Here is a 12,339-nt window from a genome sequence, read left to right as displayed (position 1 = left end):
TGAATGGAAATTTTAAATTCAGGCCAGCAAAAAAGCGCTTTGGGAGCCAACTGCCCAAAGCGCTTTTTTCCTATGGCGTTTGATCTGCTAGCTCATTTGCCGTCCCATCCGCCATCTATCTGCATCTCAAGCCGCTTGCAGCGCCTGATCCAGATCGGCGATCAAGTCGTCCACATGCTCGATGCCGATGGACAGGCGCACGGTTTCTTCCTTCACGCCGGCCTTGGCCAGCTCCTCGGGCGAGAGCTGGCGGTGGGTGGTGGAGGCCGGGTGCGTGGCCAGCGAACGGGTGTCGCCGATGTTGACCAGGCGGGTGAACAGTTGCAGCGCATCGAGCAGGCGCTCGCCCGCCGCGCGGCCGCCTTGCACGCCGAAAGTCAGCACGCCCGAGCCGTGGCCGCCCAGGTAGCGCTGGGCCAGGGCGTGGTCGGGGTGCTCGGGCAAGGCGGCGTAGCTGACCCATTGCACTTTGGGATGGTTTTGCAGAAATTGCGCAATGGCCAGGCTGTTGCGGTTGATGCAATCCATGCGCAGGGCCAGGGTTTCGATGCCTTGCAGGATTTGCCAGGCGTTGAAGGGCGAGATGGCCGCGCCCATGTTGCGCAGGGGCACGACGCGTGCGCGGGCGATGTAGGCCGCAGCGCCCAGCGCCTCGGTATAGACGACGCCGTGATAGCTCACGTCCGGCTCGTTCAGGCGTTTGAAGCGCGCCTTGTGCTCGGCCCAGGGGAAGCGCCCGGAATCGACGATGGCGCCGCCCAGGCTGTTGCCGTGGCCGCCAAGGTATTTGGTCAGCGAGTGCACGACGATGTCGGCGCCGTGCTCGAAGGGGCGCAGCAGGTAGGGGGTGGCGACGGTGTTGTCCACGATCAGCGGCACGCCGTGGCGGTGGGCGATGTCGGCCACGGCGGCGATGTCGGTGACGTTGCCCAGCGGGTTGCCGATGGATTCGACATAGACGGCTTTGGTGCGCTCGTCAAACAGGCCCTCGAAGCTGCGCAAGTCGCGCGTATCGGCAAAGCGCGTGGCGATGCCGTATTGCGGCAGCGTGTGGGCAAAGAGGTTGTAGGTGCCACCATACAAAGCGCTGGCGGAGACGATGTTGTCCCCCGCCTCGGCAATGGTTTGGATGGCGTAGGTGACCGCCGCCTGCCCCGAGGCCAGGGCCAGCGCGCCCACGCCGCCTTCCAGCGCGGCCAGGCGCTTTTCCAGCACATCGTTGGTGGGGTTCATGATGCGCGTGTAGATGTTGCCGGGCACTTTCAGGTCGAACAAATCGGCGCCGTGCTGGGCGCTGTCGAAGGCGTAGGCGACGGTTTGGTAGATGGGCACGGCCACGGATTTGGTGGTCGGCTCAGGGGTGTAACCGCCGTGCACGGCGATGGTGGGCAACTTCCATTTCGGTTGCTGGGGCTGGCTCATGGCTGGAAACTCCTTGGAAAGGGGGAAAGTGGGCCGCTGGCGAGGCGGTGGGCGAGTGAAGGGAAGGGCTGGGCCTGGAGGGTGGCTGGAATGCAAAGCCCTGGCGCGCAAGCGCTGCGCTTGCGCGCCAGGGGTTTGAACAGGCTCTGTGGCTTTTTCAGGCGTTCTGGCTTTTGCTCTTACCGCAAGCTGTCGTAACTGCCCAGGTTTTGCACCTGCGTGTAACCCAGTTGCAGCAGGGTTTGGCGGGCGATTTCGGAGCGCCGCCCGCTGCGGCAGTACAGGGCAATCGGGGTGTTTTTATCGGGCGCAGCCGCTGCGATGTGCTGCTCGATTTCGTCGTAAGGGATGTTCAACGATTGCGGCACATGGCCTTGGGCATGCTCATGCGGCGTGCGCACATCGATCCAGATGGGCGACTTGGCCTGTGCAGGCGCGGCCAGGGCTACGCCGAGCAGCGCCGCGGTGACGGCGGCAGCCCAGCGCATGTGGGGCCTTTTTGCACGCCCGTTTGGGGGGGCGCTGGGGCCTGCGTTGCTGCGGTCGTCGGTCGTGCGGCCGTTCATGTGGCCGTTCATGCGCCCACTCATGTGCGGTTGGCTTCGATGGCCTCGATGGCGCGCAGCGAGTAGGTGTAGGCCGCGCCAGCGTTGAGCGAGATGGCGGTGGCCAGCGCGCCAGCGACTTCGCTATCCGTTGCACCCGCTTTCACCGCCGCCTGGGCATGCACGGCGATGCAGCTCTCGCAGCGCGTGGTGACGGCCACGGCCAGGGCGATGAGTTCGCGGGTTTTGGCGTCCAGCGCTTCGGCGGCAGCGGCCGAGTCCAGCGCCATATAGCCTTGCAGCATCTTGGGGTGCTTTTGCCCCAGCTCGCCAAAGGATTTTTTGACGTGGCTGGCGTGTTGCTTCCAATCCAAAAACATGTGTTTTCCTTTCTGTGCAGGTTGGTTTGCGGGCCGCCTATGATTTCCAATCATTGGTAAAAATCACTTTAATACCATCATGCCGAAATAGGCATAAAAATTTTCCTTTTGATTAGAAAAAATAAGCAATATTCAAGTCTCCGGGGCGATTTCGCCCGCCCATTCGTAGAGCGCGCCAAGGATATCCTGCTGCGCCTCGCTGGCCTGTTCATACAGGGCGTCGATTTCGTCCATCAACTGCCCGGCGCTGCGCGCACCGCCCTGGCCTTGCAGCAGCGTGGCACGGCGGTGCGCTTGCCAGCGCGCCCGCTCCTGCTCACTCAAGCGGCGCGGAAAGTTGCGCGCGCGAAAGAAGAACACCAGCTCGTCCAGGCGCGCATCCTCAAAGCCCAATTGCTGCGGCCAACTGCCCACGGGGCGCTGGCGCAGCGCGTCCAGCCGCTGGCGGTCGGCATCGCTGATGAAGCCGCCGTACAAATCCTGCTCGGCGGGGATGCGTTCATCACCCTCGTCCGGCGCGGGCCGGGCGGCGTACACCTCGGCCCAGATGGCGCTCATGTCGGGCAAATCGCGCGCAATGGCGGCGTGCTGCGCCATGCGCTGCATATCCAGGTCCCAGCGCTCTTGCACGGCGGGGGTGAGCACGCGCAAATCGCCCACCACCATGGGGGATTTGTTCAGATGCACGCTTTTGAGCGGCAGGCGCTGCACGCCTTGGGGCAAATCGGCCTGGCGCGTGAACAGGCGCTGGCGGATGGCGGCGGCATCCAGCGCTGCCAGCTCGCCCGGGTCGTGCGCCAAATCCCAGGCCAGCACTTCGTTGCGATTGTGCGGGTGGCTGGCCAGCGGCCACATCACCGCCAGGCAGCCGCGCTCGGGCGCGAACATGCCCGAGATGTGGACGAAGGCCCGCTCCTGCCCCTTGAGGGCGGGAAAGCCCAGCTCCTTGGCCACCTCGCGCTTGTCGCGCAGCCTGAGGGCGAACTCGAACAAGCGCGGCTGGCGCGCACGGATCAGCCGCGCCAGCGCCAGCGTGGCGCGCACATCGCTCAAGGCATCGTGCGCGGCCTCGTGCGCCAGGGCATTGGCGGCGCTGAGGCGCTCGAGCTTGAAGCTCACCTGCCCGCGCTCGTCCCTGGGCCACTCGATGCCCTCGGGCCGCAAGGCCCAAACCAGGCGCGCCACATCCAGCAAATCCCAGCGGGCATTGCCATTGCGCCATTCGCGCCCGTAGGGATCGAGCAAATTGCGCCAGAACAGAAAGCGGGTGAACTCATCGTCAAAGCGGATCGTGTTGTAGCCCACGCCAATCGTGCCCGGGCGCGAAAACGCCTGGTAAATCTGCCAGGCAAAGGCGTGCTCGGGCAGCCCTTTCTCGCGCGCCTGCTGTGGCGTGATGCCGGTAATCAGGCACGACTGCGGATCGGGCAGATAGTCCAGCGGCGGCTGGCAAAACCACTCCATCGACTCGATCTCCTGCAACTGCGCATCGGTGCGCACAGCCGCAAACTGCGCCGGGCGATCGCGCCGGGGATCCGCGCCAAAAGTTTCGTAGTCGTGCCACAAAAAAGTGTGCATGCCTGATGCCTTCGATTGCCAGCCAAATTGAGCCAAGAAAGGCGCGATTGTAGAAGGCCGAAAAAAGCCTGCGGCAGAGCCAAAAAGCGCACGCAAAACGCAACATCCCCAGCCTCGGCCAGCATGAAAAACCGAAAAATATCAGCCAGTTGGGCCCATCTTTTGCAGCCAAACCCTACAATTTCGCCCCTATGGAAACACCCACCTCCCTGACCGACCGTCTGCACTGGCAAGTCGAGCAATTGCTCGCACGCTTGGCCAGCGCCGAGCACAGCCAGGCCCAATTGGCCCGGCAGTTGCAAACCCTCACCGAGGAACGCGACGCCCTGCAAGCCCGCCTGGACACGGCGCGCGAGCGCGTCGATGCCCTCATTGAGCGGCTGCCAGCCATCCAAAACGCGCTGGAGGGCGGGCGATGAAACAGGTGGAAGTCAAAATCCTCCAGCAAAGCTATTTGCTGACCTGCCAGGACGGGCAGGAGCAACGCCTCTCGCAAGCCGTGCGCCTGGTCGATGACGCCATGACGCGCATCCACGACGCCGGCAAAGTGCGCGCCCGTGAGCGCATCGCCGTGCTCGCCGCCTTGAACCTGGCCTATGAGCTGGGCGATTTGCGCCAGGCGCTAGAGGAGCAAACCGAGCTGGCCGCCCAGGCCGCCGCAGCCAGCGCCGACGCATACGATGCCGACGCTGCACAACAAGCGGCACAACAGGCCGCCCACAACGCCGCGCAGCTGGAGCACACCGAGCACGCCTTGCGCGCCCTGGTGCAACGCCTGGACGATGCCTTGGGCCATGGCGAAAGCGCGCAGGACGGCTACGCACACGACGACGGCCACACATCCGACCGCCACGCATTCAACGGCAATGCGTTCGACGGCAGCAACACCCCCGCGCATGGCGATGACAGCGACAACGGCGAAACCGCCCGCCATGGCGATGGGGACAGCCTCGGCCCCATCGACTTTTAACCTCCCCTTTGCCGCCCACCGCCCAGCCCCAGGAGCTCCCATGCCCATTTACGCCCTTGATGACGCCGCCCCCGACCTCGCCCCCAGCGCCTGGGTGGCCGACAACGCCACCGTGCTGGGCACCGTCAGCGTCGGTGCGCATGCCAGCATCTGGTTTGGCGCCGTGGTGCGCGGCGACACGGATCACATCGCCATCGGCGAAGGCAGCAACATCCAGGATGGCAGCGTGCTGCATGCCGACGAAGGCGTGCCGCTGACCATTGGCCGCCACGTCACCGTCGGGCACCAGGTGATGCTGCACGGCTGCACCATTGGCGACGAATCGCTCATCGGCATCGGCGCCGTCGTGCTCAACGGCGCCAAAATCGGCAAACATTGCCTGGTGGGCGCGCGCGCACTGGTGACGGAGAACAAGGAGTTCCCCGATGGCTGGCTGATCCTGGGCAGCCCCGCCAAAGCCGTGCGCCCCCTGACCGAGCAGGAAATCCAGGGCCTGCGCCACAGCGCCCAGCACTACATCGACAACGCCCGCCGCTACGCCAAGGGGTTTCGGCGCATCGGCTGATGCGGTGTTTTTCTGATGCGTCGTTTCCGAAAGCGCTTGAATTACCAATCAAAAAGAAATAAAACCACCCTATTTTGGCATGATGGCAGGAGATCATTATTTCTATTGATATATAAATCCCCATTCCCTTCGCCTCGCCATTGCGAGGCGAAGGCGTTTTGGGGCCGCTCTGCTTCACTCCAGACCACTTGCAGTGCCTCTGACCACTTTGGGCCGCTTCAAGCCTTTGGCACATCTGCCCCCCATGCCCGCCCGGCTTGAAAACCACCCCCAGCGGCGCGATATGGGCAAGGCTTTCCAACTTTCCAAGGGCTGCTCTCCCTGCCCCAAACCATGACCGAACTGCAAAAATTCCTCTTTGAAGGGCTGCCCGTGCGCGGCGCCATCGTCCGCGTGCAAGCGCCCTGGCAACAAGTGCTGGAGCGCCGCGCCGCCAATACCGAAACCGGCGCTTACCCGCCCGCCGTCAGCCGCCTGCTGGGCGAAATGGTTGCCGCGGGCCTGCTGATGCAGGCCAACATCCACTTTGAAGGCTCGCTCATCCTGCAAATCCAGGGCGATGGGCCGGTGCGCCTGGCCGTGGCCGAGGTCGATTCCAGCCTGCGCCTGCGCGCCACCGCCCAGCTCGCCGCCGATGCTGCGCAAAGCCTTGCGGCCGATGCCAGCCTGCCCGCGATGCTCGATGCCCACGGCCAGGGCCGCTGCGCCATCACGCTGGATGCGGGCGAGAAGCGCCCCGGCCAGCAGGCCTACCAGGGCATCGTCGCGCTGCGCGATGCGCAAGGGCAAAGCCTGCCCTCGCTGAGCGCCGTGTTGCAGCAATACATGCAGCAGTCCGAGCAGCTCGACACCGTGATCGTGCTGGCCGCCAACGAGCAGGTCGCTGCGGGCCTGCTGGTGCAGCGTATCCCCATCAAGGGCCAGGGCAACCTGGCTGGCCAGCAGCACGACACGCAAACGCAGGATGCTCTGGGCGCGAACGAGGATTTCAACCGCATCGCCACGCTGGCGGCCAGCCTGAAAACCGAGGAGCTTCTGGAGCTGGATGCGGCCACCATCTTGCGCCGCCTGTTCTGGCAGGAGACTTTGCAAGCCATCGACACCGAGGGCGCCACGCCCCATTTCGCCTGCCAGTGCAGCCGCGAGCGCGTGGCCAACATGCTGCGCGGCCTGGGACAAGAGCAGGTGCAGCCCATGCTGGAAGAAAACGGCAAGCCGCTGGAGATCGGCTGCGAGTTCTGCGGCGCGCAATACGCGTTTGACGCTGTGGACATCGGCCATTTGTTCGCGCCCCTGGCCGCCGAGGCGCAGCAAGGGCTGCACTGATTCACGCGGCAACCCATCAAACCGTGGCCGCGCCACGGCCACGACCTATGAAGAAAAAAAGGGGCCTTGTAGCCCCTTTCTTCATGCTTGTGATCGCGTACGGCGGACGGGCCCACCGCGCCCAAACCTGGTATTTCAATCAAAAGAAAATCAACTTGATTGCCAACATGCCAAAATAAGGTGATTTTATTTCCTATTGATTGATAAAATATCGATCAACACAGCACTCAATGCTTGTGCTCTTTGTGCTCCATACGGTGGCCATGCATACCCGCTTTCATGTCCTTGACCACCACCTCAATAGGCACCTCACCCGCTTGCTGGAACTGCACCGTCATCTTGAACTTATCGCCCTCTTTCAGCGGCTCTTTCAAGTTCATCAGCATCACATGCAGCTTGTTGCCCTCGCCCAGCGTGATGCTTTGGCCCGCAGCCACTTCGATGCCCTCGATCTGGAACATGTGCATCACATCGCCTTCCATCTTCATGTCGTGGATTTCCGTGTGGCCTGCCACATCGGTTTTCGCGCCCACAACGCGGTCTGCCGCCTTGCCGCTGTTTTTCACGCTGAACCAAACCGCGCCGTTTTTCACCCCCGCCACCGTGGCGCGCGCGTAGGGGCTGGAAACCTCGACATCCCCTTGCTTGAAATCTTGCGCATGCGCAGGCAGCAAAGCCGCGCCAGCGCACAGCGCGAGGATGTTGAGCAATTTTTTCATGGCAAATCCTTTCAAAACCATTGCACGATTGCAGTTGCACAAAGGCGCGCAGTGTAAGTCGTTCCAGATTGCACAATCGCGGCCGCTCTCTTGACTGCCGTGCAGAGAACTTCAACAGGTTCCAGGCGCCATCAACGCCGCTTGCGATAACCTCGCGCCCCACGCCACGCCTAGCCCTTTCATTTCAGACCATGCGCGCTGCCCCTTCCTGCCCTGCCCCCTCCACCCTTCCCCAAGCCTTGTTACTGGGCCTGCGCACGCTGCGTCGCGATTTGCGCGCGGGCGAATTGACCGTGCTGCTGCTGGCCGTGCTGCTGGCCGTGGCAGCGCTGACGGCCGTGGCCTTTTTTGCCGATCGCCTGCAAGGCGGCCTGCAACGCGATGCGCGCCAATTGCTGGCGGGCGATGTGGTGGTGGCCAGCGACCACGGCATCGCCACCGATTTGCGCCAGCAGGCGCACGAGGCGGGCCTGCAAACGGCGGTGACGGTGGTCTTTCCCACCATGGCGCGCGCCACCGAGGCCCAGGGCGGCGCCAGTCGGCTGGTCAGCCTCAAGGCGGTCGAGCCTGCCTATCCCTTGCGTGGCCAGATTGAAACCACGCCCCATTGGGGCGAACAGCTCAGCGCCGCGCAACTGGCAGCGGCAGGTCAACCCAGCCGGGGCGGGCCGGGGCGGGGCGAGGTCTGGGTCGATGCCGCCTTGCTGGTCAGCCTGGGCTTGCAGCCCGGCCACACGCTGCTGCTGGGCGAGAGCGCTTTCACCATCACGCGCGTCATCACGCAGGAGGGCGACCGGGGCGCGGGCTTTCTCACCTTCGCCCCGCGCGTGATGGTGGCGATGGACGCCCTGCCCGCCACCAGGCTTGTGCAACCGGCCAGCCGCCTGAACTGGCGGCTGCTGGCCGCGGGCGAAGATGCCGCCGTGCAGCGCTTCACCCAACACGTGCAACAACATGTGCACACCAGCGGCGAGCGCGGCCTGCGCCTGCTCACGCTGGAGGGCAGCAGCCCCCAAATGCAGCGCACCATCGAGCGCGCCGAATCCTTTTTGCGCCTGGTAGCGCTGCTCACCGCCTTGCTTTGCGCCGTGGGCGTGGCGCTGGCCGCGCGCAGCTTTGCCCAGCGCCATCTGGACGGCGCCGCGCTGTGGCGCGTGCTGGGCTTGAGCCAGCGGGCCATCATCGGCGCTTACGTGGTGGAGTTCGCCCTCGCGGGCCTGGCCGCCAGCCTGGCGGGCGCGGCCCTGGGCTACGGCGCGCATGCGCTGTTCGCCCACCTGCTGGCCGATGTGCTGCAAGTGCAATTGCCCGCCGCCCGGTGGTGGCCACTGGCGCTGGGGCTGGGCATGGGCGTGGCCCTGCTGGGCGCTTTTGGCCTGGCCCCCGTGCTGCAACTGGCGCAGGTGCCGCCGCTGCGCGTGATGCGCCGCGAGGTGGGGCGGCTCAAACCCGCCTCACGCGGCGTGGTGCTGGCGGGCCTGGCGGGCTTTGCCGCGCTGCTGCTGCTCATCAGCGGCAACCTGCGCCTGGGTGGTATCGCTGTAGGAGGCTTTGCCGCCGCCGTGCTGGCCTTTGCCCTGCTGGCCGCCGCCGCCATCGCCCTGCTGCGCCGCCTGGTGCACGAAGCGCGCGCGCCGCGCTGGCTGCTGCTGGCCACGCGCCAGCTCGCCGCCCGGCCCGCGTTGGCCATCGTGCAAACCAGCAGCCTGGCCCTGGGCCTGCTGGCGCTGGTGTTGCTGGCGCTGCTACGCACCGACTTGATCGACAGTTGGCGCCAGGCCGCGCCGCCGCAGGCCAACAACCGCTTCATCATCAACATCCTGCCCGAGCAAGCCCAGCCCTTTCGCCAGGCGCTGGAAGGCGCCGGGCTGCACGGCTACCAGTGGTATCCCATGGCGCGCGGCCGCCTGACCCACATCGCAGGCCAGCCCGTCAACGCCAGCCGCTACGCCGATGAAGACACGCGCCGCCAGGCCGAGCGCGAATTCAACCTCAGCTACACCACCGAGCTGCCCAAAGACAACCACATCGCCGCCGGCCAATGGCGCGCGGGCGAAGCGGGCGCGCTCAGCATCGAACAAGGCATTGCCAAGCGCCTGGGCATCCAACTGGGCGATGTGCTGCGCTTTGACATCGGCGGCCTGCCGCACGAGGCCCAAGTCACCTCCATCCGCAAAGTCGATTGGGGCTCGATGAACGCCAACTTCTTCGTGCTCTATCCCGTGGCCGACATGCCCGACTGGCCCGTGACCTATCTCAGCGCCTACCACTGGCCCGATGCGGCGAGCAGCGCTGGCGAAGCAGGCAGCGCCAATTTCGACAACGCCCTGGTGCGCCAATTCCCCAACATCACCCTGATCGACTTGAGCAGCACCTTGCTGCAAATCCAGCGCGTGCTCGGCCAGGTCAGCCGCGCCGTGGAACTGCTGTTTGGCTTTGCCCTGGCCGCCGGTGTGGTTGTGCTCTTTGCGGCCACCGCCGCCACGCGCGAAGAACGCGCACGCGAATACGCCATCATGCGCGCCCTGGGCGCCAGCGGCCGCCTGTTGGCCCAAGTGCAACGCGCCGAACTGGCCGGCGTGGGCCTGCTGGCCGGCCTGCTCGCCAGCGCCGCCGCCATCGCCATCGCCTGGGCGCTGGCGCGCCATGTGTTCGATTTCGCCTGGCAATTCCCCCTGTGGGCCCCCATCGCCAGCGCCACCGCCGGCGCCGCCCTGGCCTGGCTGGCAGGCTGGTGGAGCCTGCGCGGCGTGTTGCAGCGGCCTGTGGGGGTGAGTTTGCGGGGGGTGGCGTCATGACGCCGATCTCTCCCTCACTGTGTGCCTCAGCCTATTTTGTCGTGCACGGCGCCAGCCAACAGCCGACTGCTCCTGAATTACATCGCCCAAAGCTTCGACGTATGCATCAAGCGCACAAGAAACAACGCCGAATATTTCCACCGCGAGACATGCACGCATGAGGTACATCCGGGAGAAAAAAAGGAGATCGGGCCAATGGGGATGTCATGGGGCTTGCTTGGCCCGGAGTTTTTAGCCAAAACACGGCGCATACGCAGCTTGGGGCTTGGTGCCTCACTACGCGCTTTCAATCAATGCGCCGTTCCCGGCATGGGCAGCGTGTGGTTCGGCAAGCAATTGCTGCTGGCCACCTTGGGCGTGGCTGTGGCGAAACAAGCGCGAGAGCAAGGCGCCAAAGCCAGCAATATCGAGGTCACCAATGCTATTGAGGCCTTGGCTTGCTGGCTGGCTTTCAATAGCAACGAGTGGCAAGGCGACCCACGCCTGCGCGGCATCACCAAACTGAAAGACTCGACCGATTTCCAGTTCCAATATGTGCGCCAGCACCATTTCTATGTCAGCCAGCCTATGCGTACGGCCAGTGTGCAGCCTTTGCCTGCGCTGGGTTTTGTCGAGTCTGGCCATACGCGCTTCAACGCCTTTCGCTGCACACAGGTCGGTGAAGACTTCATCAAGGCAGCCACACGAGACTGGCGACCACGCAACCGTACTGTCACCGACCATCTGGTGCAATGGGTGCTGGGTAAAGAAAGCCAGATCAAAACGGCGACACTGACGCAAGCGCTCTCGCCGCTGGAAGCGCTACCGCCACGAGCCGTTCAACTACTGCGCGAACAATTGCACCGAGGCGGGAGCCAGGAGCCGGCAGAAGACACTGCCAGGCGAACAGCGACCCTGGCCTGGGTCGAAGCTCTGCGCGTCAGCGACAAATCCCATACGTCATGGCAGCAACGCCCAGCACACATTACCGAAGTGCATTGGCACGATTTGCATGCGGGCGCCCAGCTCTTTCTGACACGCGAAGCCGCCATTGCGCTGCTCAATCAGATGGAGGCCCATTTGGATAATTTAAGCGGCAAGCCAGTACTGCCCTTGCGCAACCTACCCCATGCTTTCGATGTAGCCATCGAAAAGCTGCGCACGCACGCACAGGCTTTTATGGCGTTGCAAGCCATGCCACTGGGGTATCGGGACGAAGAAGCGCAGCGGTTTTGCGACCAATGCATCTGCGGCCCTGACGCCAACGTATTGCGTGAGCTCGTGCTGCGCGACGGACTGGGGCTACGGTTGGAAGGTGACAACATCAAGCCTGGACCGCTTTTTCTCGGTGCGGCAGCAGGCAACACCATCGCAGACGAAGACGACACAGATGGAGACGAAACAAAAACCCATGATCTGCTTCTTTGGCCCGAAGGGATGACGTTTCGCATGAACAACCTCTACCTTCTGAACCAGGACATGCACAACGCCAGCCCTGCCCGCCCGTCATGAGCCCCCACCAGCGCCCGTTCCCTCCACCTTCGTTGGCACAGCATTTCGATTCGCCTATCGATCACATCGGACACTTTGGCTGGCTTTGCGCCTATTCCGGTGACGAGGCCTTTCTGGATGACGCCGCAGCGCGCTTCACCTGCCTGAACCGCTCGCAGCGCGCGGCCCAAGGCCGCATCGCCCTAGAGCGTGTTATGCACTTTTCCGAGAGGTGGTGCTGAGCTTGGATACAGTGCCAGCATGTCTCGCAAGCCTTACCCCAGTGATGTCAGCGATGAAGAATGGAGCTTTGTTGCACCCTACCTTATCTTGATGGATCAAGATGCACCGCAGCGTCAGCACGATCTGCGTGAAGTGTTCAATGCGCTGCGCTGGTTGGTACGTGCAGGCGCCCCCTGGCGCATGCTGCCCAATGACCTGCCACCGTGGGAGGCTGTGTATCAGCAAAGCAGGCGCTGGCTGGATGCAGGTTGTTTCGAAGCCATCGTCTCGGACCTGCGCTCCATCATCCGGCTCGCTCAAGGTCGGCAGGGGCAGCCAAGCGC

At 64.1% G+C, this 12,339-nt stretch carries 12 protein-coding genes and 1 pseudogene; 8 read left to right on the top strand and 5 right to left on the bottom strand.

Features of this window, described 5'->3' with window-relative positions:
• Positions 1 to 126: 126 nt before the first annotated feature.
• The 4 genes from EBQ26_RS01630 to sbcB all read right to left on the bottom strand — a co-directional run bounded on the left by EBQ26_RS01630 (position 127) and on the right by sbcB (position 3,925).
• Positions 127 to 1,422 carry an O-acetylhomoserine aminocarboxypropyltransferase/cysteine synthase family protein gene (locus EBQ26_RS01630; protein ID WP_122237301.1) on the bottom strand — a complete coding sequence of 432 codons (1,296 nt, stop codon included), beginning with the start codon at positions 1,420 to 1,422 and terminating at the stop codon, positions 127 to 129.
• Positions 1,423 to 1,601: 179 nt separating this feature from the next.
• The gene (locus EBQ26_RS01625; RefSeq protein WP_238944076.1) at positions 1,602 to 2,012 is read right to left on the bottom strand and encodes a rhodanese-like domain-containing protein; all 411 of its coding nucleotides are present in this window, start codon (positions 2,010 to 2,012) and stop codon (positions 1,602 to 1,604) included.
• Entirely contained in the window at positions 2,009 to 2,347 is a 339-nt protein-coding gene (locus EBQ26_RS01620) for a carboxymuconolactone decarboxylase family protein (protein ID WP_122237300.1), read from the bottom strand. Before EBQ26_RS01620 ends, EBQ26_RS01625 begins: the two co-directional genes overlap by 4 nt.
• A gap of 132 nt (positions 2,348 to 2,479) precedes the next feature.
• Positions 2,480 to 3,925 (bottom strand): exodeoxyribonuclease I, encoded by a 1,446-nt coding sequence (sbcB, locus tag EBQ26_RS01615; protein ID WP_122237471.1) that lies wholly within the window; start codon positions 3,923 to 3,925, stop codon positions 2,480 to 2,482.
• 191 nt (positions 3,926 to 4,116) lie between these two features.
• Here sbcB and EBQ26_RS01610 point away from each other — a divergent pair, with 191 nt between their 5' ends.
• The 4 genes and pseudogenes from EBQ26_RS01610 to hslO all read left to right on the top strand — a co-directional run bounded on the left by EBQ26_RS01610 (position 4,117) and on the right by hslO (position 6,786).
• The gene (locus EBQ26_RS01610; protein ID WP_122237299.1) at positions 4,117 to 4,344 is read left to right on the top strand and encodes a DUF904 domain-containing protein; all 228 of its coding nucleotides are present in this window, start codon (positions 4,117 to 4,119) and stop codon (positions 4,342 to 4,344) included.
• A pseudogene (locus tag EBQ26_RS12810) lies at positions 4,341 to 4,718 on the top strand (cell division protein ZapA); the annotation flags it as partial. The gene EBQ26_RS01610 and the pseudogene EBQ26_RS12810, both read left to right, overlap by 4 nt.
• Positions 4,719 to 4,935: 217 nt before the next feature.
• Positions 4,936 to 5,460, top strand: coding sequence for a gamma carbonic anhydrase family protein (locus EBQ26_RS01600; RefSeq protein WP_122237297.1), 525 nt, complete (start codon positions 4,936 to 4,938; stop codon positions 5,458 to 5,460).
• 333 nt (positions 5,461 to 5,793) lie between these two features.
• Positions 5,794 to 6,786, top strand: a complete 993-nt coding sequence (gene hslO, locus EBQ26_RS01595) for an Hsp33 family molecular chaperone HslO (RefSeq protein WP_122237296.1) — start codon at positions 5,794 to 5,796, stop codon at positions 6,784 to 6,786.
• 227 nt (positions 6,787 to 7,013) lie between these two features.
• On the opposite strand, the gene EBQ26_RS01590 is transcribed toward hslO, so the two are convergent.
• Positions 7,014 to 7,505 (bottom strand): copper chaperone PCu(A)C, encoded by a 492-nt coding sequence (locus EBQ26_RS01590; RefSeq protein WP_238944075.1) that lies wholly within the window; start codon positions 7,503 to 7,505, stop codon positions 7,014 to 7,016.
• 191 nt (positions 7,506 to 7,696) lie between these two features.
• On the opposite strand from EBQ26_RS01590, the gene EBQ26_RS01585 reads away from it, so the two are divergent.
• From EBQ26_RS01585 to EBQ26_RS01575, 4 genes are all read left to right on the top strand, one after another.
• Positions 7,697 to 10,303, top strand: coding sequence for an ABC transporter permease (locus EBQ26_RS01585; RefSeq protein WP_122237294.1), 2,607 nt, complete (start codon positions 7,697 to 7,699; stop codon positions 10,301 to 10,303).
• Between the two features lie 21 nt (positions 10,304 to 10,324).
• Positions 10,325 to 11,794: a hypothetical protein gene (locus EBQ26_RS01580; RefSeq protein ID WP_147473977.1), complete on the top strand. Its 1,470-nt coding sequence runs from the start codon at positions 10,325 to 10,327 to the stop codon at positions 11,792 to 11,794.
• Positions 11,791 to 12,015 (top strand): hypothetical protein, encoded by a 225-nt coding sequence (locus EBQ26_RS12530; protein WP_147473976.1) that lies wholly within the window; start codon positions 11,791 to 11,793, stop codon positions 12,013 to 12,015. The genes EBQ26_RS01580 and EBQ26_RS12530 overlap by 4 nt, the downstream gene beginning before the upstream one ends.
• Before the next feature lie 19 nt (positions 12,016 to 12,034).
• Positions 12,035 to 12,339 (top strand): transposase (locus EBQ26_RS01575; RefSeq protein ID WP_147473975.1); only part of this gene is annotated, 305 nt, incomplete at its 3' end.

Source organism: Allofranklinella schreckenbergeri, from assembly GCF_003703475.1.
Classification (GTDB): domain Bacteria; phylum Pseudomonadota; class Gammaproteobacteria; order Burkholderiales; family Burkholderiaceae_C; genus Lampropedia; species Lampropedia schreckenbergeri.
The sequence above is the reverse complement of the archived record's forward strand: the minus strand, read 5'-3'. Positions and strand labels throughout refer to the sequence as shown.

Bases quoted from the DNA above. Each gene is read 5' to 3' on its own strand.
- sbcB (WP_122237471.1), bottom strand. From the start codon at position 3,925: ATGCACACTTTTTTGTGGCACGACTACGAAACTTTTGGCGCGGATCCC.
- EBQ26_RS01590 (WP_238944075.1), bottom strand. From the start codon at position 7,505: ATGAAAAAATTGCTCAACATCCTCGCGCTGTGCGCTGGCGCGGCTTTG.
- EBQ26_RS01625 (WP_238944076.1), bottom strand. From the start codon at position 2,012: ATGAGTGGGCGCATGAACGGCCACATGAACGGCCGCACGACCGACGAC.
- EBQ26_RS01600 (WP_122237297.1), top strand. From the start codon at position 4,936: ATGCCCATTTACGCCCTTGATGACGCCGCCCCCGACCTCGCCCCCAGC.
- EBQ26_RS01630 (WP_122237301.1), bottom strand. From the start codon at position 1,422: ATGAGCCAGCCCCAGCAACCGAAATGGAAGTTGCCCACCATCGCCGTG.
- EBQ26_RS01620 (WP_122237300.1), bottom strand. From the start codon at position 2,347: ATGTTTTTGGATTGGAAGCAACACGCCAGCCACGTCAAAAAATCCTTT.
- hslO (WP_122237296.1), top strand. From the start codon at position 5,794: ATGACCGAACTGCAAAAATTCCTCTTTGAAGGGCTGCCCGTGCGCGGC.
- EBQ26_RS12530 (WP_147473976.1), top strand. From the start codon at position 11,791: ATGAGCCCCCACCAGCGCCCGTTCCCTCCACCTTCGTTGGCACAGCAT.
- EBQ26_RS01585 (WP_122237294.1), top strand. From the start codon at position 7,697: ATGCGCGCTGCCCCTTCCTGCCCTGCCCCCTCCACCCTTCCCCAAGCC.
- EBQ26_RS01610 (WP_122237299.1), top strand. From the start codon at position 4,117: ATGGAAACACCCACCTCCCTGACCGACCGTCTGCACTGGCAAGTCGAG.